Origin of the sequence: Bacillus sp. LNXM65, from assembly GCF_002998575.1 — a bacterium.
Taxonomy (GTDB): domain Bacteria; phylum Bacillota; class Bacilli; order Bacillales; family Bacillaceae; genus Bacillus.
On record NZ_PVRB01000001.1, the window covers coordinates 364,838 to 386,442 of the forward strand.

The 21,605-nt window shown below is 41.3% G+C and carries 25 protein-coding genes; all 25 read right to left on the reverse strand.

From position 1 onward, the window contains the following. Positions 1 to 7: 7 nt before the first annotated feature. The 25 genes from fliE to ftsY all read right to left on the reverse strand — a co-directional run bounded on the left by fliE (position 8) and on the right by ftsY (position 21,599). A complete protein-coding gene (gene fliE / locus C6Y03_RS01780; RefSeq protein WP_007499609.1) occupies positions 8 to 325 on the reverse strand; it encodes a flagellar hook-basal body complex protein FliE in 318 nt (105 codons plus the stop codon). Between the two features lie 11 nt (positions 326 to 336). Then, positions 337 to 789: a flagellar basal body rod protein FlgC gene (gene flgC / locus C6Y03_RS01785; RefSeq protein WP_012009953.1), complete on the reverse strand. Its 453-nt coding sequence runs from the start codon at positions 787 to 789 to the stop codon at positions 337 to 339. Then, positions 789 to 1,178, reverse strand: coding sequence for a flagellar basal body rod protein FlgB (gene flgB / locus C6Y03_RS01790; protein WP_012009952.1), 390 nt, complete (start codon positions 1,176 to 1,178; stop codon positions 789 to 791). The genes flgC and flgB overlap by 1 nt, the downstream gene beginning before the upstream one ends. Before the next feature lie 287 nt (positions 1,179 to 1,465). After that, the gene (codY, locus tag C6Y03_RS01795; protein WP_012009951.1) at positions 1,466 to 2,245 is read right to left on the reverse strand and encodes a GTP-sensing pleiotropic transcriptional regulator CodY; all 780 of its coding nucleotides are present in this window, start codon (positions 2,243 to 2,245) and stop codon (positions 1,466 to 1,468) included. A 34-nt stretch (positions 2,246 to 2,279) separates the two neighbouring features. After that, on the reverse strand, positions 2,280 to 3,680 hold the full coding sequence (gene hslU / locus C6Y03_RS01800) for an ATP-dependent protease ATPase subunit HslU (RefSeq protein WP_106038750.1): 1,401 nt from the start codon (positions 3,678 to 3,680) through the stop codon (positions 2,280 to 2,282). Positions 3,681 to 3,696: 16 nt separating this feature from the next. After that, entirely contained in the window at positions 3,697 to 4,242 is a 546-nt protein-coding gene (gene hslV, locus C6Y03_RS01805) for an ATP-dependent protease subunit HslV (RefSeq protein ID WP_003211247.1), read from the reverse strand. Positions 4,243 to 4,256: 14 nt separating this feature from the next. Further along, entirely contained in the window at positions 4,257 to 5,174 is a 918-nt protein-coding gene (xerC, locus tag C6Y03_RS01810; RefSeq protein ID WP_060596252.1) for a tyrosine recombinase XerC, read from the reverse strand. Between the two features lie 62 nt (positions 5,175 to 5,236). Next, complete coding sequence (gene trmFO, locus C6Y03_RS01815; protein WP_034662383.1) at positions 5,237 to 6,541, reverse strand: FADH(2)-oxidizing methylenetetrahydrofolate--tRNA-(uracil(54)-C(5))-methyltransferase TrmFO; 1,305 nt, start codon at positions 6,539 to 6,541, stop codon at positions 5,237 to 5,239. Between the two features lie 70 nt (positions 6,542 to 6,611). Next, complete coding sequence (gene topA, locus C6Y03_RS01820; RefSeq protein WP_060596250.1) at positions 6,612 to 8,687, reverse strand: type I DNA topoisomerase; 2,076 nt, start codon at positions 8,685 to 8,687, stop codon at positions 6,612 to 6,614. A gap of 193 nt (positions 8,688 to 8,880) precedes the next feature. Then, on the reverse strand, positions 8,881 to 9,783 hold the full coding sequence (gene dprA, locus C6Y03_RS01825) for a DNA-processing protein DprA (protein ID WP_034662389.1): 903 nt from the start codon (positions 9,781 to 9,783) through the stop codon (positions 8,881 to 8,883). Between the two features lie 63 nt (positions 9,784 to 9,846). Beyond that, positions 9,847 to 10,749, reverse strand: a complete 903-nt coding sequence (gene sucD / locus C6Y03_RS01830) for a succinate--CoA ligase subunit alpha (RefSeq protein WP_003212080.1) — start codon at positions 10,747 to 10,749, stop codon at positions 9,847 to 9,849. A 22-nt stretch (positions 10,750 to 10,771) separates the two neighbouring features. Then, on the reverse strand, positions 10,772 to 11,932 hold the full coding sequence (gene sucC, locus C6Y03_RS01835) for an ADP-forming succinate--CoA ligase subunit beta (protein ID WP_012009945.1): 1,161 nt from the start codon (positions 11,930 to 11,932) through the stop codon (positions 10,772 to 10,774). A 176-nt stretch (positions 11,933 to 12,108) separates the two neighbouring features. Further along, positions 12,109 to 12,384, reverse strand: a complete 276-nt coding sequence (locus tag C6Y03_RS01840; RefSeq protein WP_003211418.1) for a FlhB-like flagellar biosynthesis protein — start codon at positions 12,382 to 12,384, stop codon at positions 12,109 to 12,111. Beyond that, positions 12,381 to 14,117, reverse strand: a complete 1,737-nt coding sequence (locus tag C6Y03_RS01845) for a glycosyltransferase (RefSeq protein WP_066030915.1) — start codon at positions 14,115 to 14,117, stop codon at positions 12,381 to 12,383. The genes C6Y03_RS01840 and C6Y03_RS01845 overlap by 4 nt, the downstream gene beginning before the upstream one ends. A gap of 27 nt (positions 14,118 to 14,144) precedes the next feature. Beyond that, positions 14,145 to 14,909: a ribonuclease HII gene (locus tag C6Y03_RS01850; protein ID WP_066030916.1), complete on the reverse strand. Its 765-nt coding sequence runs from the start codon at positions 14,907 to 14,909 to the stop codon at positions 14,145 to 14,147. Positions 14,910 to 14,985: 76 nt separating this feature from the next. Beyond that, positions 14,986 to 15,834: a ribosome biogenesis GTPase YlqF gene (gene ylqF, locus C6Y03_RS01855; protein ID WP_060596244.1), complete on the reverse strand. Its 849-nt coding sequence runs from the start codon at positions 15,832 to 15,834 to the stop codon at positions 14,986 to 14,988. A gap of 88 nt (positions 15,835 to 15,922) precedes the next feature. Next, a complete protein-coding gene (gene rplS, locus C6Y03_RS01860) occupies positions 15,923 to 16,270 on the reverse strand; it encodes a 50S ribosomal protein L19 (RefSeq protein WP_003212364.1) in 348 nt (115 codons plus the stop codon). 137 nt (positions 16,271 to 16,407) lie between these two features. Further along, positions 16,408 to 17,142, reverse strand: coding sequence for a tRNA (guanosine(37)-N1)-methyltransferase TrmD (gene trmD, locus C6Y03_RS01865; RefSeq protein WP_012009939.1), 735 nt, complete (start codon positions 17,140 to 17,142; stop codon positions 16,408 to 16,410). Then, positions 17,139 to 17,663: a ribosome maturation factor RimM gene (gene rimM, locus C6Y03_RS01870; RefSeq protein ID WP_060596242.1), complete on the reverse strand. Its 525-nt coding sequence runs from the start codon at positions 17,661 to 17,663 to the stop codon at positions 17,139 to 17,141. Before rimM ends, trmD begins: the two co-directional genes overlap by 4 nt. 8 nt (positions 17,664 to 17,671) lie before the next feature. Continuing rightward, entirely contained in the window at positions 17,672 to 18,058 is a 387-nt protein-coding gene (locus C6Y03_RS01875) for a YlqD family protein (RefSeq protein WP_050945054.1), read from the reverse strand. Positions 18,059 to 18,161: 103 nt separating this feature from the next. Continuing rightward, a complete protein-coding gene (locus C6Y03_RS01880) occupies positions 18,162 to 18,407 on the reverse strand; it encodes a KH domain-containing protein (protein ID WP_106030835.1) in 246 nt (81 codons plus the stop codon). Then, entirely contained in the window at positions 18,407 to 18,679 is a 273-nt protein-coding gene (gene rpsP / locus C6Y03_RS01885; protein WP_003212139.1) for a 30S ribosomal protein S16, read from the reverse strand. The genes C6Y03_RS01880 and rpsP overlap by 1 nt, the downstream gene beginning before the upstream one ends. Before the next feature lie 105 nt (positions 18,680 to 18,784). Next, positions 18,785 to 20,125, reverse strand: a complete 1,341-nt coding sequence (gene ffh / locus C6Y03_RS01890) for a signal recognition particle protein (protein ID WP_066030917.1) — start codon at positions 20,123 to 20,125, stop codon at positions 18,785 to 18,787. Positions 20,126 to 20,138: 13 nt separating this feature from the next. After that, on the reverse strand, positions 20,139 to 20,471 hold the full coding sequence (locus C6Y03_RS01895; RefSeq protein ID WP_012009935.1) for a putative DNA-binding protein: 333 nt from the start codon (positions 20,469 to 20,471) through the stop codon (positions 20,139 to 20,141). A gap of 141 nt (positions 20,472 to 20,612) precedes the next feature. Next, positions 20,613 to 21,599: a signal recognition particle-docking protein FtsY gene (gene ftsY, locus C6Y03_RS01900; RefSeq protein WP_060596238.1), complete on the reverse strand. Its 987-nt coding sequence runs from the start codon at positions 21,597 to 21,599 to the stop codon at positions 20,613 to 20,615. Positions 21,600 to 21,605 lie beyond the last annotated feature (6 nt).

Below are 21,605 nucleotides of genomic sequence, written 5' to 3' on the forward strand. Positions count from 1 at the left end.
GCACCTCCTACATCTGCATTCTCATAATCTCTTGGTACGCTTCGACTGCTTTATTTCGAAACTCCGTTGCAGCTGTGAGTGTCACACTCGCTTTTTGCGAGGCAATCATGACTTCATCGAGATTGACATCTTTTCCTTGTGCAAGAGCATTTGTATACTGGTCTGATTTCAGCTGTGATTGATTTAATGCCTCAATGGAATTCTTCAGCACATCAGAGAAATTCGTTTGACTTTTAGGTGCAGCCGCCTGAACGGACGATGCATTCGTCAATTCACTTGCTTGCTGAGCGGTTTGAAGCTGGAAAGGAGATATTGCGTTAACCAATTCTTTTCACCTTACTTTCCTATTTCTAAAGCTTTCATCAACATGCTTTTATTCGCATTTAGTGCGGTCACGTTTGCTTCATATGACCTTGAGCTGCTGATGAGGTCAACCATTTCCTTTAATGGATCAACATTAGGTGTTTGAACATATCCATTTTCATTGGCATCGGGATTTGTAGGATCATATTGAAGGTTGAATGGAGTTTCGTCTTCTGTAATCTTCGTTGCTTTCACGCCGTTTCCTAATTTGCCGCTCGAATTCATGCTTGAGTTCAATATAGATGAAAACGATTCACCTGACGGCTGTAATGTGACGAGCTTACGTCTATAAGGCTCCCAGTTGCCATCAACCTGTTTCGCTCTTGTTGTATCCATATTTGCAAGGTTAGAGGATACAACGTCCATTCTGAGCCTCTGAGCTGTTAATGCTGAGGCCGAAGCGTTAACGCCTGAAAAAATTGACATCACTTACCTCCTGTCAAAACTGTTTTAAGAGAATTGAATTTTCCACTCATTCTTTCAACCAACGCATTATACTGAATTTGGTTTTTAGCGAGTTCACTCATCTCTTGATCAATATCGACATTATTTCCGTTTTCTTGATATGAAGTACGGTTGCTCGAAACAACTGAATAATTAGACCCTGTTTTAGAAAAATCAATGTGACCTTGGTATGTTTTTTTAGCATCTAACTTGATCGACGCATCGTTTAGCATATCATGAAAAGCGACGTTTTTCGACTTGTAGTTCGGTGTGTCTATATTCGCGATATTATTGCTTATGACTTTTTGCTTAACATTCGCTCTGCCCAAGGCATTCTCAAGGTTGCTTATCGTTCCAGAAAATATATCCAAAACCATATACCTCCAATCATATGTATTTCATTCCATTTAATCATGTCGAGATTTGTAAAACCATATGTTCATTGTAAGAAATAATAGGATTAAAGTCTATGATGTATATGTAAAAAAAACTCGTAATATATATCTATTTTATGAATAGGTATAAAGACCTAGATTCAAAGAACTAAGAATTGTAAGGGTTTTCTTGGAAAAAAGAGTGTCATTTTTCGGACAAATCCTCTTTTTTATAAAAAAATACCCCTTTTCAGCTTGTAATTTTGGCCGAAAAGGGGTTTTGATTAATGAGATTTTAAATTTTCAAGTTCGATTAAAAATTTGTTGTTTAACACTTTGATATACGTTCCCTTCATTCCAAGAGAACGAGATTCGATGACGCCTGCACTTTCTAACTTACGTAAGGCGTTCACGATCACTGAACGAGTGATTCCTACACGGTCAGCAATTTTACTTGCCACAAGAAGCCCTTCGTTGCCATCAAGTTCTTCAAAGATGTGCTCAATGGCTTCAAGCTCACTATATGATAGAGAACTAATCGCCATTTGGACAACGGCTTTACTTCTTGCTTCTTCTTCGATTTCCTCTGCTTTCTCACGAAGGATCTCCATTCCAACAACTGTTGCACCGTATTCAGCAAGAATTAAATCATCATCTTTGAATGTATCTTGCAAACGAGACAGGATTAACGTGCCTAAACGATCTCCTCCTCCGATAATTGGAACAATGGTTGTCAAACCTGATTCGAATAAATCACGGTTCTCAATCGGGAAAGCTGTATACTCACTATTAATGTCAAGGTTTGAAGATGTTTCAGGGATGTTGAATAGACTCTTTGTATATTCTTCAGGGAACTGACGGTCTTCAAGCATTTTCTTCATACGCGGATTTTCAATCTGCTGGTTGATCGAGTAGCCTAGAAGCTTCCCTCTTCTGCTTAACACGAAAATGTTTGAATCAATGACATCTCTCAACGTTTCTGCCATTTCCTTAAAATTAACTGGTTTCCCCGCTGCATCTTGCAGCATTGAGTTAATAATCCTTGTTTTTTGTAGTAACGCCATATTAATGATCCTCCTAGATTACTTTATTCATTTGTTAAAGTATAAATTGACTTAAGTCTTTGTTATTTGCAATCTTTCCTAGCTTCTCTTCTACATACTGAGGGGTAATGGTCACTGTCTCCAGTGTAATATCAGGCGCCTCAAATGAAAGCTCTTCAAGCAGCTTTTCAAGTATGGTATGAAGCCTTCTTGCACCGATGTTATCTGTCTCCTGATTGACATGATAAGCCACTTCGGCAATCTTATGAATAGCATCGTCAGAAAATTCAAGAGATATACCTTCTGTTTCAAGTAAAGCTTTATATTGCTTTAATAATGCATTATCTGGTTCCGTTAAGATTTTCACAAAGTCTTCGATACTTAATTTATCTAATTCTACACGGATTGGGAAGCGCCCTTGAAGCTCTGGAATCAAATCTGATGGTTTCGCCATATGAAATGCACCTGCTGCTACAAAAAGCACATGGTCTGTTTTCACTGCCCCATATTTCGTCATCACAGTTGAACCTTCTACAATCGGTAAAATATCACGTTGAACACCTTCACGAGAAACATCTGCAGATGATGCACCACCGCTTTTGGCGATTTTGTCGATTTCGTCGATAAAAATAATCCCTTGCTGTTCTGCTTTATAAACGGCTTCCTGACTGACTTCATCCATGTCAATTAGTTTTGAAGCTTCCTCAGCAGTTAACGCCTTTCTTGCTTCTCTGACGGTCAGCTTTCTGCGTTTTTTCTTTTTAGGCATGAGATTGCCGAGCGCATCCTGCATGTTCATGCCCATTTGCTCCATACCCGAGCCCTGAAGCATATCAAACATGGATGGCTGCTGCTCTTCCACTTCGATCGTGACGTAATGATCTTCAAGTTCTCCCATAGCCAGCTGATGAGTGATTCGCTTTCTTGTCGATTCAAGTTCAACTTCTTCACTTGATTGATCTCGATCACGGTCATCTTCATCAGAACCGCCAAACAGCATCTCAAAAGGATTTTTCACAGACTGGCTTTTTTTCTTGCCAGGAACAAGTAAATGAACAAGACGTTTATTTGCTTGTTTTTCTGCTTCTTCTTGAACTTCTTTCATCTTTTCTTCTTTGACAATTCTGATCGCTGTCTCAACTAGATCTCTGACCATCGATTCTACATCACGGCCGACATAACCAACTTCAGTAAACTTCGTCGCTTCCACTTTAATAAAAGGCGCACCAGAAATTTTTGCAATTCTGCGGGCAATCTCTGTTTTCCCCACACCTGTTGGGCCGATCATTAAAATATTTTTCGGAACGACTTCATCCTTTAGCTTATCATGTAAAAGGCTTCTTCTGTAACGGTTTCTTAAAGCCACCGCCACTGCTTTTTTCGCATCAAGCTGACCAATAATATATTGATCAAGCTTTTCAACTATCTCTCTTGGGGTGAACGGCTTTTTCTCCATACGTCTCATGTCCTTTCTATTCAAGCTCTTCTAAAGTGATTTGATCGTTCGTGTAGACACAGATTTCTCCGGCGGTTTCAAGAGCAGCCTTTGCAATATCTCTCGCTGTGAGGTGATCACCTGCATGTGTTTTGAGTGCTCTCCCGGCGCTAAGCGCATAATTGCCGCCTGAGCCGATGGCCAAAATACCGTCATCTGGTTCAATGACCTCTCCTGTCCCAGAGACAAGCAGGATGCTGTCTTTGTTCATAACGATCAGCATGGCCTCAAGCTGTCTGAGCATCTTGTCACTTCGCCATTCTTTCGCTAGTTCTACGGCTGCCCGCTTTAAGTTACCACCATATTCTTCAAGCTTCGTTTCAAACTTTTCAAAGAGTGTAAATGCATCTGCTACTGAACCTGCAAAACCTGCAAGCACCTTGCCTCCGAAAAGACGGCGCACTTTTTTTGCCGTGTGTTTCATCACGACAGCCTGCCCGAAAGTGACTTGACCGTCTCCAGCCATCGCACTTTTTCCTTTATGTTGAACGGCAAAGATGGTTGTTGCATGAAATGATGACATGAAAAAACCTCCTTTTAGGATCGTTTAAAAGCCCTTGGGTGATGAGACATGTATGTTTTCCTTAAAGAATCTTTTGATACATGCGTGTACACCTGAGTTGATGATAAATTCGAATGACCGAGAAGTTCTTGAACACTTCTCAAATCTGCCCCCTCATTTAAGAGGTGTGTGGCAAAGGTGTGCCTTAACATGTGAGGATGGATATGTAGTGTGCCTGACGCCTTTTTCATTAATTCAGTGAGAATGAATCGAACGCCTCTGTCTGTAAGAGGCGCCCCGCGCTGATTCAAAAACACATATGCATCAGCACGATCATTCCCCTTAGCTTTCAGCTTCTGCCTTCCATCCTCTAAATAAGTGATGAGCGCTTCATGAGCATATGAACCGAAAGGAACATACCGCTGCTTGCTGCCTTTCCCATGAACAAGCACTGTATCCAACGATAAATCAAGATCAGATTCTTTTAATGAACATAACTCACTGACCCTCATACCTGTTGCATAAAGAAGTTCTAAAATCGCTTGGTTTCTTTGCCCAAGCGGTGTGCTGACATCAGAAACTGTAAAAAGCTCTTTAAGTTCCTCTTCATACAAAAATGAAGGAATTCGCTTATCCTGCTTTGGTAAGCTAACGAGTAAAAAAGGATTTTCTTTCACAAGCTGTTCTCTTAATAGAAATTTATAAAAGCTGCGAAGCGCAGAGACTTTCTTACTAATCGTTCTTCTTGTCAGGCCTTTTTCATAAGCTTCTGTTAAATAAATTCTCGTATCTTGATAGGATACCTCTTCAAAACCGTCTATTCCTTGAATGTTCATAAATCTGACAAACTCTTCAATCGCTTCTGTATATCCTGAGATTGTTAAAGCAGAATAGTTTTTTTCAATTTGCAGATATTCAATGAATAAGTGGACAAGACGCTGTTTATTCGTCATTTTTACACCTCTTTAAGGCTTTTAAATGGTATCACATATCTTGCTTTCCGTGCAATGTTTTACTACAGAGATTTCGAAATAGTTTGAATAGTTTCGATTGCGCGCTTAGCGTACTCTGCATAACGCTCTTGTTTGTTTTTAATCCGAACACCAAGATCTTTCAGCAAGCCAAAGTTCGCATTCATCGGCTGGAAGCTTTTCTTGTTTGTCGATGTGATGTAATAAGCCATGCTGCCGATCGCCGTTTCCTCCGGAAGTGTCACAAGCTCTTCTCCTTTGACAAAACGAGCGGCGTTAATTCCAGCCACTAGTCCGGAAGCTGCGGACTCGACATAGCCTTCAACGCCTGTCATTTGTCCGGCAAAGAATAGATCCTCTCTATTTTTAAACTGATACGTTGGTTTTAAAAGACTTGGTGAGTTAATAAATGTATTGCGGTGCATTACGCCGTATCGAACGATTTCTGCTTCTTCAAGACCTGGAATCAAGCGGAATACTTCCTTTTGGTCGCCCCACTTCAGATGTGTCTGGAAGCCGACGATGTTATATAAAGTACCTGCTGCATCATCTTGTCTTAATTGAACAACAGCGTAAGGTCTTTTTCCTGTTTTCGGGTCTTCAAGTCCTACTGGCTTCATCGGACCAAACAGCATCGTTTTCTTTCCTCTTTTCGCCATGACTTCAATTGGCATACAGCCTTCAAAGAAGATTTCTTTTTCGAACTCTTTTAATGGCACAGTTTCAGCAGAAATGAGCGCCTCATAAAAACGATCAAATTCCTCTTCTGTCATTGGACAGTTTAAATAAGCGGCTTCTCCTTTGTCATAACGTGATTTCAAGTACACCTTATCCATATCAATGCTATCTTTCTCTAGGATAGGTGCCGCTGCATCGTAGAAATAAAGATATTCTTCACCAGTTAACGATTTTAATTCTTTTGAAAGTGCTTCAGATGTAAGCGGGCCCGTTGCAATAATTGTCGGACCTTCAGGAATGCTTTGCACTTCTTCTTGAAAAACCGTCACATTCGGGTGATTTTTCACGCGATCGGTAACGTTTGCTGCAAATTCATGACGATCTACTGCAAGCGCTCCGCCAGCAGGGACTGAGCTTTCGTCTGCTGCTGCGATAATCGCTGAATCTAAATGACGCATTTCTTCCTTTAATACACCGACCGCATTCGTCAAAGCGTTGGCACGCAGTGAATTACTGCATACAAGCTCTGCAAATTTATCTGTGTGGTGAGCTGGCGTTTGTTTGACAGGTCTCATTTCATACAAGTTGACTTTAATTCCGCGTTTGGCAATTTGCCATGCCGCTTCACTTCCGGCTAAACCTGCTCCGATCACATTTACAAATTGACTCATTGTACAACTCTCCTATTTCGTAAGTTCTGTTTGATGACATAAAAAAGCAGGTGAACAAGGCTGTTCACCGCTATTTTTGTTGTTCCTCTTTATAATCACAGTTCACACATTGAACTTGAATGCCTTTTTTCAGCTTTTTCTCTACAAGCATATTTTCGCATTTTGGACACTTTCTTTCAATTGGTTTGTCCCAAGAGACGAATTCACACTCTGGAAAACGATCACAGCCATAAAAAATGCGGCGCTTCTTAGATTTTCGTTCAACAATGTTTCCTTCATGACAAGTCGGGCATTTCACACCGATGTCTTTCACAATTGGTTTTGTGTTACGGCAGTCAGGAAAGTTAGAGCAAGCCATGAACTTACCGTATCGACCCATTTTGTACACCATCGGATGTCCACACTCTTCACAGTCAACTCCGGCGTATTCAGGCTCAATCTCAACTTCTTGCATCTCTGCTTCTGCTTTTTCTACCCGTTTTGCAAAGTCTTGATAGAAGCTGTCGATAATGCGAACCCATTCGATCGTACCTTCTTCAACGCTATCAAGTTCTTTTTCCATTTTCGCTGTGAATTCCACGTTAATGATTTCAGGGAAGAATTCAATGATTAAGTTAAGAACAATTTCCCCAAGCTCTGTTGGGATAAACCGTTTATTATCAAGTGCGACATAGCCGCGCTTTTGAATCGTATCTAATGTTGGTGCGTACGTAGACGGACGGCCTATACCCAGCTCTTCAAGTGTTTTGACAAGTCTTGCCTCAGTGTAGCGCGGAGGCGGCTGCGTGAAGTGCTGTTCAGGTTCGATATCTTTTGAAAGAACCGTATCACCTTCTTTAAGATCAGGCAGCATTTTGTCCTTTTCTTCTAGCTGGTCGTCCTTCCCTTCTACATATACCTTCATGAATCCAGGGAATTTCACTTTGCTCCCGTTAGCACGGAATGTAAGCCCGTTATTGTCAAGGTCTACACTCATTGTATCAAGAACAGCCGGCGCCATTTGGCTTGCCACGAATCGTTCCCAAATCAATTTATACAGACGAAGCTGATCTCGGCTTAAGACATGTTTGACATCTGCTGGTTTTCTTAGCGTAGAAGTCGGCCTGATGGCTTCGTGAGCATCTTGTGCATTTTCGTTCTTTTTAGCGGTTCGTTTTGTTGTATTTAAGAAATTCTTACCGTACGTCTGATCAATGAAAGCAGATACTTCTTCAATCGCCGTATTGGAAATACGTGTTGAGTCCGTTCTCATATATGTAATGAGTCCGACTGTACCTTCTTTACCAAGATCTATTCCTTCATATAATTGCTGTGCAATCATCATCGTCTTTTTCGCACGGAAGTTTAATTTTCTTGCAGCCTCCTGCTGTAAAGTAGATGTTGTAAACGGAACAGCTGGGTTGCGTTTACGCTCTTTTTTCGTCACTTTCTCTACAGAGAATTTGCTCCCTTTTAGTTTCGAAAGGATTTCTTTTACATCTTCTTTTGTTTTCAGTGGATGCTTTTTGCCATTGACGCCAAAGAAGCTCGCTTCGAAGCTTTCTTTTCCTTTTAGGAATGTACCGTCAATTGTCCAGTATTCTTCTGGTTTAAATTCATTAATTTCATTCTCGCGATCAATAATCAGGCGGAGTGCAACTGATTGAACACGACCGGCACTTAAGCCCTTTTTCACTTTCTTCCATAAAATCGGACTGATTTTATACCCGACGAGACGATCTAAGATCCGTCTTGCCTGCTGTGCATCAACTAAATCCATGTTGATCATACGTGGATGCTTAAAGGAATCTTTAATGGCATCTTTTGTAATCTCATTAAAGACAACGCGGCAGTCAGAAGAGAGGTCAAGGTCAAGGCTATGCGCTAAATGCCAAGCAATCGCTTCTCCCTCTCTATCGGGGTCAGCTGCGAGATAGACTTTCTTTGCTTTTTTCGCAGCTGTTTTTAATTCTTTTAAAACGGGGCCTTTCCCGCGAATCGTAATATATCTCGGTTCGAAGTCATGCTCAGTGTCAACACCAAGCTGACTTTTCGGTAAATCTCTTATGTGCCCCATTGAAGCCTTTACTTTATACTTTTTACCTAAATAACGCTCAATCGTTTTCGCCTTGGCTGGCGACTCAACGATGACTAAATAATCAGCCATACTCAAAATCCCCCTTAAGAGGTGTTCTCTCTTTATACATTTCACAATTCATATTTATGTTAATTGCACTTATCTAACAGGCAATCATTAAAAATTCTTTATGATGAACATCATTATAAACACGAAAAACAAAGTGTAAACTTAAATCCTCACTATTATTAAATATTCCTATGTCTTTTGTCAAACGATATTTTTATGAGAGTTCAGTATATTGAACGCTGCGGAAGGAGAATTCCTCTAAAATATCCTTCGTTGAATGAACAAGCTTTGCTCCCTGCTGTATAAGTCTGGCTGGTCCTGTGGAATTAGGATCAAAGATAGATCCTGCAACCGCAAATACCTCTTTACCTTGCTCAAGTGCTTGATACGCTGTAATGAGCGAACCGCTCTTTTCTTTGCACTGAATCACGATGGTTCCACTTGTCAGCGCACTAATTAAACGATTCCTCATTGGGAAATGCCACTTTTCTGGTTTCACATAAGGCGGATGCTCGGATAAAAGCAAATGATGCTCTCCCATGTATTGAGCCATTTGCACATGTTCCTTTGGGTATAAGTGCTGAAATCCGCCTGCTATAATACCGATGGTTTTCCCTTTATTCCGAATGCACTCTTTATGTGCAAGTCCATCAATTCCTTTTGCTAAGCCACTGACAATCGTCCAATCTTCCTTTACAAGCTCACCAACAATTTTCTTCACACATGCTTCTCCATAAGACGATGGAACTCGTGTGCCTACTACACCTAAACTTTTTTCTTCATTTAAATATGATATGTTTCCTTTTAGGAATAACACAGGGGGAGGATCATAAATATGTTTTAGTGTGCTGGGATATAAGGGTGATGTGATGGGTATCATGTGAATGTTTTGCTTTAAATAGGCTTGAACGATGTGTTGAAAAATGGGGAATTCATTTTCTTCGGCTTGTTTTAAGCGGGTAAAGTCGATCGTTTGTAATGATCGATCCTGTTTGAAATGTTGTGTTTCTTCATTTATATATAGCTCAGGATCGACTTTCCACCATTTTGTTAACAAAGAGGGTGAGATGAGGCCTTTTAAGCGGTGAAAAATCATTCTTTCGGACACGTTGTACATACCATTCCTCCAGTTTAAGATAGAAAGAAGAAGACTTGTCAAAGAACAAGTCTTCTTGTGTCATTAATGCGTTTTACAAGCTTCGAAGAGATTCTTCTCTTTTAACACTTTAATCAATGTTTCTCCCATGACAGATGGTGTCTCTGCCACTTCAATTCCACATTCACGCATTGTTTTTACTTTTTCATCAGCTGTTCCTTTACCACCAGAAATAATGGCACCAGCATGTCCCATGCGTTTTCCTGGAGGCGCCGTTTTACCGCCAATAAAGCCAACGACTGGCTTTGTCATATTTGCTTTTACCCATTCAGCTGCTTCTTCTTCAGCCGTACCGCCGATTTCACCGATCATAATCACAGCATGTGTATCAGGGTCTTCATTGAATGCTTTTAATACATCAATAAAGTTCGTCCCATTGACAGGGTCTCCGCCGATTCCTACAGCTGTCGATTGACCAACGCCAGCTTCTGAAAGCTGATGTACCGCTTCATATGTAAGCGTTCCAGAACGAGAAACAACACCCACATGACCTTTTTTATGAATGTAGCCAGGCATGATCCCAATCTTACATTCTTCAGGTGTAATGACACCTGGGCAGTTAGGGCCAACAAGTCTTGTCTTTTTCCCTTCCATATACCGTTTCACTTTGACCATGTCAAGCACTGGAATATGTTCTGTGATACAAATAACTAGATCGACTTCTGCATCAACAGCCTCTAAAATGGCATCTGCTGCAAATGGTGCTGGTACATAGATAACAGAAGCATTTGCTCCAGTTGTTTGAACAGCTTCAGATACTGTATTAAATACAGGAACTCCTTCTACTTCAGTTCCACCTTTTCCAGGTGTGACACCGCCAACAATATTTGTTCCGTACTCAATCATTTGTTTTGTATGGAACAATGCGGTTGAACCGGTAATCCCCTGAACAATTACTCTCGTATTTTTATTAATAAATACACTCATTTAGGTTCCCTGCCTTTCTGCTCTACTTGACTAAAGATACAATCTTTTCTGCCCCGTCAGCCATAGACTCAGCAGAAGTGATATTTAAGCCTGAATCACTCAGGATTTTCTTCCCTAATTCAACGTTTGTTCCTTCAAGACGTACAACGAGTGGTAATGTTAAGCCGACTTGTTTCGTCGCTTCAACGACACCTTCTGCAATGACATCACATTTCATGATACCGCCAAAAATGTTCACGAAAATCCCTTTTACATTTTGATCAGATAAGATGATTTTAAATGCTTCCGTTACTTTTTCAGCTGTTGCACCGCCCCCAACATCCAGGAAGTTTGCAGGGTCCCCGCCGTAATGCTTGATGATATCCATTGTAGACATCGCAAGACCTGCACCATTGACCATACAGCCAATATTTCCATCTAGAGAAATGTAGCTTAGATCATATTTAGATGCTTCAATTTCTTTTGGATCCTCTTCATCAAGGTCACGGTATTCTAATATATCTTTTTGTCTATATAAAGCATTGCTATCAAAGTTTAATTTCGCATCAAGTGCCATGACTTTTCCATCGCCTGTTACAACAAGTGGATTAATCTCAGCAATTGAACAATCTTTTTCAATAAACGCATTGTAAAGACTTGTCATAAACTTAACAGCTTGGCCAACTAATTTTGTTGGAATATTAATTTTAAACGCTACTTCTCTTGCCTGATAGCCTTGCAAGCCAATCGCTGGGTCGATGACCACTTTGACGATTTTCTCTGGCGTTTTTTCTGCTACTTCTTCAATTTCAGTACCGCCTTCTTCAGAAGCCATCAATACAATTCTTGATGTCGCTCTGTCCAAAACAAGTCCAACGTAGTACTCCTTTTGAATATCGCAGCCTTCTTCAATAAGTAAGCGTTTTATTTCGCGCCCTTCAGGCCCAGTTTGATGTGTGACAAGTGTTTTACCGAGCAATTCCTCTGCAAACCCTTTCACTTCATCTTTTGTTTTTGCAATTTTTACCCCGCCTGCTTTACCACGGCCGCCTGCATGAATCTGTGCTTTTACGACATATACAGAGCTTTCTAGCTCTTCTGATGCTTTCACTGCTTCATCAGGTGTAAATGCTACTTTACCATTTGGAACTGAAACCCCATATTTTCTTAGGATTTCTTTTCCTTGGTACTCATGGATATTCATTTCCCATCCTCCCAACATATGTAGAAACAAAAATTATAAAATAGACTGCGCTTTCATTTTAAAGAATAAAAAAGAGAATGTCTAGGGTTCTATGTAAAATCGTAAAATCCTTCTAAACATTCAAACTTTTATTTTATTAAAAATATAAATTTTTCAGCCAAATCACTTATTTTTCCTTATTTTTTCATTTTTTGATCTAACCTATAGATAAACGAAAATATTTCTGCTACAGTATCGTATAACGCTTCAGGGATCTCCTCATCAAGTGTTAAATGGCGCATGAGTTCGACTAAATTACGGTCTTCTTGGATAGGAACTCCCGACTTTTTTGCTTCTTCAATAATATGGTCTGCCACATAGCCGCTCCCTGTTGCGACGACTTTTGGCGCCTTTTGTTTTTCTTCATCATAATGTAGAGCGACCGCCCTTCTAAGCGGTTTTGAATCCTTCATACTCGTAAGTCCAGCCCTTTCTCGCTGATTTTATGAAAGTGTTCATCTAGAAAGTGAGACGGATCTACTGGCTCTTGTCTCTTCTTTGCTGTAATTCCCGTTAGACTGTATCCTAAGGCATTTAAATTCTCCCGAACAGCTGGAATCATCGGATTAATGGTTCCTTGAAGTTCATGACCGGTTTCAACTGTAATTGACATGACCTTTTGCTGAATCGTACAGTCGATTAATGTCTCTTCGAGGTTTTCCATGTTTAAGTAAAACATGAGACGGCACTGAGAAATATCAATAGAGCCATCTTTTTTCTTATGTCCTTTTAGAATAAAGGTTAAATCTTGAACACTATGTTTTGAAAAGAGCGGATAAGAGACCATCATTTGGCTGATGGTTTGGTTCTCCTGCTGCACAAATAACTGCCCGTTCAATCTATGAAACAATTGATCGACTTCTTTTTTTACGGGTTCTGGTAAATCAGCCTGCCTCACATCATTTAAGACGAGCTTTAATTGGTGAAGCTCCTGACTTTTTACATCCTGGCTGCCTTTTTCGAGTAGTTTCAGCATACCGATTTCATCTCGTACACCTATTGCCTTTTTCATCGTCATGAGTAAATCGAGCACATCGGTTTTATTGCTTAATGCGGGTTCCGTCTGCTGCACCACCTGAGCCAATGCTTTCGCCTCTGTTTTTGACAGGAACGGAAATTCTTTTTGAAGCACGGATGCTTTTGCGTCAGGCTGAGATCCTGCCTGCTGAAGCCCTTGCAGCAATGACGTGAGCTGTTTTAAGCTAGGCTCTTGCTGCCCGTCTGCACCTTGCTTCGTCAAACTTGCCATTATCCGCTCAATTTGCTGAAGCGGGATTTGCAGCTCTTTTGGACTTGTTGACTGCTGCACGTTAGTTTGAAGAACTTGGGTCGTCTGACGCTCTTGAGCGATTGGAGTTTGGCTATTTTCTTTTGGCTGAGACAGATTGGGCTGAGGCGTTACAGGTAGACTGCCTCCTTGCTTCGCCGCCCCTTCTCTCGCTGCTAGAAGGACCGATAAGAGCTTTTCTGCATGGACGGTCGTCTCAGCATCTATGACTGATCGAATGGCTTGTGTAAGGGCCTGTGTGGCGTCTGAGTGCTTCGGGAGCTGTGTTAATCGTTCTAGCAACGCTGTCATATCCTGATGAAGAGCAGAGGATGATTTCACGGCTAAAATTGATTGAAGCACTCCTTCCTGGATCGGCAAGTCTTTTTTTAAAGCAAATAGGAGTGCCTGAAGACCTTTTTTCACATCAGCTCCTTGAAGCTGTTCGATCCACTTCACTGCCGTTTTTAACTCTGCTTCGTTGATAACGGATTTTTCTTTTAAAAAAGCTGTGGCTGTTAGGATGTTTTCAAGTCCGTTTTTAAGTGAGAGACCTTCTAATAGTTTGGCAGCTGCATCCTTTAATGTCTTAGGGTCTTGATCAAATTGCTGTACTGGCCTTAGTTTATTGAGGCTGCCTCCACCCTCTTGTTCAAATTGGAACCAATAAAATGCGTCTGCTTTGAGCTGAGCCGCTAGCTGTGCTTTTATTTTTGTTGAGCCTATTTGAACAAGGGCTGTATCATCTCCAAGCATTTTCAGTACTTTACCGAGAATCAGCCGATGCACATTTTCCTTTCCTTCGGTGTTTAATGTAACAGATTCTGCCGCACTTAACCGGCTATTCAGTGCTGTATGTATGTCCTCAACTCTTGTCATCACAGGCAGCCTCCTTAGGTCAAAAATTTATGATATAACGGATTTCACTGGCGCAAACGATAATCGATGGATTGGGGCAGCTCCATGTGTTTGAATGGCAGCCAGATGCTCTTTTGTTCCGTACCCTTTATGTTTTTCAAATTGATACTCAGGGTACTTACGCCCGTATTCTTCCATCATCTGATCCCTTGTCACTTTTGCAATACATGCACCAGCTGCGATGGACGCACTTTTTGCATCTCCTTTGATGATATTCTCTTGGTGAATAGGAAGCGGGAGCGTCATGGCATCTATGAGTAGATAATCAGGTATATGAGTTAACTGCTCCACCGCTCTCACCATCGCCAGTCTTGATGCCTCGTAAATATTGATTTCATCAATCGTAGCCGCATCAACAATGCCGATTCCGATATCAAGTGCTTCTTTTTGGATCAGGTCATAATACGCCAATCTTTTTTTCTCAGATAATTGCTTTGAGTCGTTTAAACCGAGCAGGACTGTGTCTTCCTTTAATATGACAGCGGCTGCGACAACGGGGCCTGCCAGCGGTCCTCTTCCTGCTTCATCTATTCCAGCAATACATGTGTATCCCTGCGCCTTAGCTTTGTTTTCAAATTGCAGCATTTCATTCCATGCTGCACGAAGTTGCTGCTGCTTTTCTCTCTCTTTGTGCCACTTCTCTATCAGTTTTTGGACACTTTTTCTCGTATCATCTTTTACCAGCTCACGAATGTATGACTCGTCTTGCGAATGCTTTTCTATCAGTTCTTTTATTTGTTTCACCGTGTACATCAGCTTTTCGTCAGCCTCCTTCTTTATATCGGCAGTTTTCCGCAAAAAATAAAGACCCGCATGAGCTGCGTGTCTTTTAGCTTTCAGGCTTCTCAAAAGTGAGGGGACCAAATTTTTCTGTTCGAATATCCCGAATAATGATTTCGGTGGTTTTGTCGTAATTAATAAATCCACCGCTCATGAGACAGCCGCGCTTTGTACCTATTGCATCAAACAGCTCAACCGTATCTTCAGGGATCTCCGCCAGGTCATAGCGTTTTTTTAATCGCTCTGGATAGTTCTCTTCTAGAAAGCGAAGTCCATACACAGCGACATCCTGTAAGTTGATGATAGAATCTTTGATCGCTCCAGTCACCGCTAGCCTGAGTCCTACTTGCTCATCTTCAAACTTAGGCCAGAGGATTCCAGGTGTATCAAGCAGTTCAAGTTCTTTACCTACCTTCACCCATTGCTGTGAGGTGGTAATACCAGGCCGGTCTCCTGTTTTGGCAATGTTCTTTTTCGCTAAACGATTGATTAAGGTCGATTTCCCGACGTTGGGAATTCCGATAATCAGCGCCCGGATTGCACGCGGTTTGACACCTTTTGCTTTCATGCGGTCGAATTTTTCTTTTAAGATTTCTTTTGAAGTTGTGATGATCTGATTTAACCCTTGTCCATCGACAGAGTTAATAGCAAGTGACCGAACACCTTGCTGCTCAAAGTGCGCCTGCCACTCCTTTGTCACACGAGGATCCGCTTTATCTGCTTTGTTTAATAGCATGATTTTGGGTTTGTTCTGAAGGATTTCTTCGATCATTGGGTTTCTAGAGGACATCGGAATTCTAGCATCGGTTAATTCAAATACGATGTCGATGAGCTTTAATTTTTCTGTGACTTCACGTCTTGCTTTTGCCATATGGCCTGGAAACCATTGAATCGTCATATGTGCACCTTCTCTTCTATCGATTATCTCTATACATTGTACAAAAAAAGAGCCTGTTACAGGTAACAAGCTCTTTCTTTTGATATCATTATCGTCTGATTTCTTTGATACGAGCCGCTTTACCGCGAAGTTCACGTAGGTAGTAAAGTTTCGCACGACGTACCTTACCGTGACGTACAACTTCGATGTTAGCGATTTTTGGTGTGTGTACAGGGAATGTACGCTCAACGCCTACACCGTAAGAAATCTTACGAACTGTGAAAGTTTCGCTGATTCCACCACCACGACGCTTAATTACAACACCTTCAAAGATCTGGATACGCTCACGAGTACCCTCGACAACTTTAACGTGTACACGTAAAGTGTCACCAGGACGGAACGCAGGAAGATCAGTGCGTAATTGTTCTTTTGTGATTTCTTCAATCAAATGTTGCATCGTTTTCAACTCCTTCCAACAGATGCTCATGTCCTCTTTCTTCATTGCAGCGGAACATCGTTTTCAAACTTGAATCGGCAAGCCGTCCAAGTCACAAGTAGTATCATACCATACCTATATGCAGTGTGCAATACAATCTAGTCATTATGAAGCTGCCAAAGCCATCTTTTTTCTTCTTCTGTTAACGTTTTGCAAGAATCGATCAAATCTGGCCGTCTTGTATAAGTTCGCTTCAAAGATTCTTTGCGCCGCCACTCTTCTATTTTGGCATGATTTCCAGAAAGGAGCACATCCGGCACTTTTAGTCCTTTATAATCGGCTGGTCTTGTATAGTGAGGATGCTCTAGCAGACCTGTACTAAATGAATCTTCAATGTGAGACGCTTCTTTTCCAAGCACATGAGGCAAAAGCCTGACCACACTGTCTGCAATCATCATCGCTGGCAGCTCTCCGCCTGTGAGAACGAAATCTCCGATTGAGATTTCATCTGTGACAAGATGCTCCCTGATGCGCTCATCGTAGCCTTCATAATGGCCGCAAATGAACATAAGGTGTTCTTCTTTTGCAAGTTCCTCTGCCTTCTTTTGCGTATATCTTTCTCCTTGAGGACAGACAAGAATAATTCGGGGCTTCTTGCTTGCTTTGTTCGTCAAATCTTCTACCGCATCGAATACGGGCTGTGCTTTCAGTACCATACCAGCACCGCCGCCATACGGATAGTCATCTACTGTTTTATGCTTATGATCCGAATACTCTCTAAAATTGACAACATTGAATGAGACAGCTTCTTTCTCCTGTGCCTTTTTTAAGATCGATGAGTGGAGCACACCTTCGAACATTTCAGGAAAAAGTGTTAAGAAGTCGATTTTCATTCGTCAATGAGTCCTTCCATCACTTCAATGTGTATGGTTTTGGATGAGATATCGATCTTTTTGACGACAGATGGGATATAAGGAATCAAGGCATCTTTTTTACCTTTTCTTCCGACAACCCAGACATCATTTGCCCCTGGTGTTAAAATCTCTTTGATTTGACCGACAAGCTGATCATCTTCATCGTATACTTCACAGCCAATGATTTGGTGGAAATAAAACTCTCCTTCATCTAAAGAGCCGAGATGTTCTTTTTCTACTTTTAAGATTGATTCTTTCAATAGCTCTGCTTCATTTAATGAGCTAATTTCTTCAAATGTGAGCAAATCAAACTGTTTGTGCTGCCTATGTGATGCGACAGTGACTTTCAGCGGCTCCCCTTGACCTTGCTTAAAAATATAGAGGACGCTTCCTTTTTTGTATCGCTCTTCTGGGAAATCTGTCTTTGACACGACGCGTACTTCTCCGCGAACTCCGTGTGTATTAACAATCTTTCCAACATTTAACCATTCTTGTTCCATGTTCTCAATCACCCCTGACGTATTTCCACAATGGTGCCGTCTTTCACGACGATGACATTATCTTGCATCTTGTCATCCCATTTATCACCTATTTTCACTTCAACCAGCGCATCCACTTCTGTCTCTTTCATTTCACTCCCAAGCGGCAAAATATGCAGCTGCTCTACTTGAAAGTCAATTTGCTGGATCTTCTCCTGCCGTTTATCGATGGCTTTTTGAAATTGAGGGATGGCTTCTTGCTGATGTGGTTCTTTTTCATGTTTTTTCAGTTGAAAATATAGTTGATTGCACTCACGTTCTAGTCTTTCTTTTTTCTCCAAAAAAGTCGTTAACAGTTTGTCCTTACTGCTTTCAGTTAATACTTGCATGACGGTGACATGTTGAATGATCTGCATCTTCCTTTTTGTCCCCCTATCCGAAGGCATTTGTCCTCTACAGTATAACGAAAAATAGATTTAAACGTGTAAAAAAAGGGGAGGTCCTAAGCCCTCTCCCTTTTTAGTCAGCAATCTCAAGTTGAACTTTCTTAGAAGACTCTGCACTTGCTGCAAACATGACTGTTCGTATCGCTTTTGCTGTACGTCCCTGCTTTCCGATCACTTTTCCGGTATCTTCAGCATTGACAGACAGTGTGTAAATCACTTGCTCATCTTTTTCTAATGAAGATATGTGAATATCTTCAGGGAAATCAACAAGTGGCTCGACGATGGACACAATCAATTCTTCCAAGGACAGCTCATTCATTATTTGCTGTTTTTCGCATTATGAAATTTTTCAAGAATTCCTTGGCTTGAGAAAAGGTTGCGAACTGTATCAGATGGTTTCGCACCATTTTGAAGCCATTTAAGCGCTAATTCTTCGTTGATTTTCACCTCAGCTGGTGATAACACTGGATTGTATGTTCCAACTGTTTCGATGAAACGACCGTCACGTGGTGAACGAGAATCTGCTACAACAATACGATAGAAAGGAGATCTTTTTGATCCCATACGTTTTAAACGAATTTTTACTGCCATTTTACTAGCACCTCCGAAAATATTTCAACAAGATAGTATATTAACAATGATAAAAGGGTTTGTAAAGTGTTTTTTCTTAACAACGGTTTTATCATGTATAACCAATTACATAAATGGTAATTTAAAGCCTTTTTTCTTCCCTTTGGACATGTTGGTCATTTGCTTCATCATCTTTTTCATTTCGTCAAATTGCTTTAAAAGGCGATTGACTTCCTGTACAGATGTTCCGCTTCCTTTTGCAATCCGTTTTCTTCGGCTTGCATTGATGACCTCTGGCTGTTCTTTTTCCTCGGTCGTCATTGATTTAATGATCGCTTCGATGTGATTGAGCTGCTTTTCGTCTACTTGGACGTTTTTGAGCCCTTTCATTTTACCGGCTCCCGGCATCATTTGGATCAATTCATCAAGTGGACCCATATTACGAACTTGCCCAAGCTGCTCGAGGAAATCATCGAGCGTAAAGCTCATGGTCCGCATTTTTTGTTCAAGCTCTTTCGCTTTATCTTGGTCAACGTTTGCCTGTGCTTTTTCAATAAGTGTAAGCACATCTCCCATGCCAAGAATTCTTGATGCCATCCGCTCCGGGTGGAATGGTTCAATCGCATCCAGCTTTTCTCCTAGTGCGGCGAATTTAATCGGCGTATTGGTGACAGCTCGAATGGAAAGTGCTGCCCCGCCTCGTGTATCCCCGTCTAGTTTCGTTAGAACGACACCTGTTAAACCAAGCTGTTCATTAAAGCTTTTTGCTACATTGACAGCATCTTGACCTGTCATAGAGTCAACAACAAGGAAAATTTCTTCTGGACTCGCTACTTCTTTTACTTTCTGAAGTTCATCCATCAATTCTTCATCGATATGAAGGCGTCCTGCTGTATCTAAAATGACATAATCGTGGTGTTCTTCTTTCGCTTTTTCGATTGCCTGTTTGGCAATGTCGACAGGGCTGACTTGATCACCTAATGAAAACACAGGCATATCAAGCTGTTTCCCCAGCGTTTGAAGCTGCTGGATCGCTGCTGGTCTGTAAATATCTGCAGCCACCATCATCGGCTTGCGATTATGTTTTTTGCGAAGTAAATTGGCAAGCTTCCCAGTTGTGGTTGTTTTACCTGCCCCTTGAAGACCAACCATCATAATGACTGTCGGAGATTTTTTCGCTACAGCGATTTTACTCTCTTCCCCACCCATTAATTCAGTGAGTTCTTCTTTTACAACTTTAATGACCTGTTGTCCAGGGGTAAGGCTTTTCATCACCTCTTGTCCAACTGCCCGCTCGCTTACTTTTTTCACAAAGTCTTTGACTACTTTAAAATTGACGTCAGCTTCAAGAAGGGCAAGGCGTACCTCGCGCATCATTTCTTTTACATCTTGCTCTGACACTTTTCCTTTGCCGCGGATTTTTGAAATCGTCTGCTGCAGTCGGTCGGCTAATCCTTCAAATGCCATACTGTGCCGCCTCCTAATCTAATTTCTCAAGCGATTCAATTAAAGCTTCTGCTTCTTCCGTCTGAGCGGAATCTGCTACGAGCTCTCTCATTTTTTTGAGAAGTTCTTTACGCTCTTTAAATTTCTTAAACAAGAGCAGCTTTTCTTCATATTGTTCAAGCATCGCTTCAGTCCGTTTAATATTATCATAAACAGCCTGTCTTGATACTTCATATTCATCCGCAATTTCACCGAGGGAAAAATCGTCTAGGTAGTAAAGCGACATGTAGCTCTTTTGCTTTGCGGTTAACAACGATTGATAGAAGTCAAACAAGTAGTTCATTCTCGTTGTTTTTTCAAGCGTCATGGGCTCTCTCCCCTTTGTTAAGTTCATTCCCTTTACATCAACTAAGTTTACACGGTTCTCTACTGTGTGTCAAGTTTTTATCTTGTCACTCCATAAAGCGGCGTATAAATAAAAATGCCAGCAGTTTTGCCGGCATTTTTGTTAGTCCTCTTGATCAATCACGTCTGAGAATAATCCATACACATACGATTCTGCATCGAATTCTTGCAGATCGTCTACCTTTTCACCTAAACCGACAAGCTTCACGGGGATGTTCAGCTCATTTCGAATTGCAAGGACAATCCCGCCTTTTGCAGTCCCGTCAAGCTTTGTTAAAGCAATTCCTGTCACATTCGTCGCTTTAGAAAATTCCTTCGCTTGTGCCATCGCATTTTGACCCGTTGTTGCATCAAGAGCGAGCAGCACTTCATGCGGTGCATCTGGAACCTCGCGTTCAATGACTCTCTTGACCTTCTCTAGCTCTTTCATCAAGTTCACTTTGTTTTGCAGTCTTCCTGCTGTATCACAGATAAGGACATCCGCATTTTTCGCTTTTGCTGATTGAACGGCATCATAGATCACCGCTGCAGGGTCAGAGCCAGCCGTCTGTTTGACAACAGGGACACCTGAACGCTCTCCCCATACTTCAAGCTGCTCAATCGCACCGGCACGGAACGTATCACCTGCTGCTAAAATGACGGATTTCCCTTCATTTTTCAGCTTATTCGCAAGTTTGCCGATAGTCGTTGTTTTCCCAACGCCATTGACACCTACAAATAAAATGATATTTAATCGGCCCTCTTCGATGTTCAGCGCAGAGATTTGTTCCTCTCCGCTATTGTAGATTTCAACCAGTTTTTCAGAGATGACCGATTGTACTTCACTTGGGTCTTGAATGTTTCTTAGTTTCACTTCTTTTTTCAGCTCATCAATCAGTTCCATCACCGTTGTGAAACCGACATCCGCGCCGATCAGAACCTCTTCTAATTCTTCAAAAAAGTCTTCATCGACTTTACGGTAGCGAGAAATTAGTTCGTTTACTCTTCCTTGAAAGGAGTTTCTCGTTTTTTCAAGTCCATCTTTAAACTTTTCTGATACTGAATCGGTTTGCTGCGTAAATTTTTCTTTTAATTTCTTAAAAAAGCTCATTTGGTT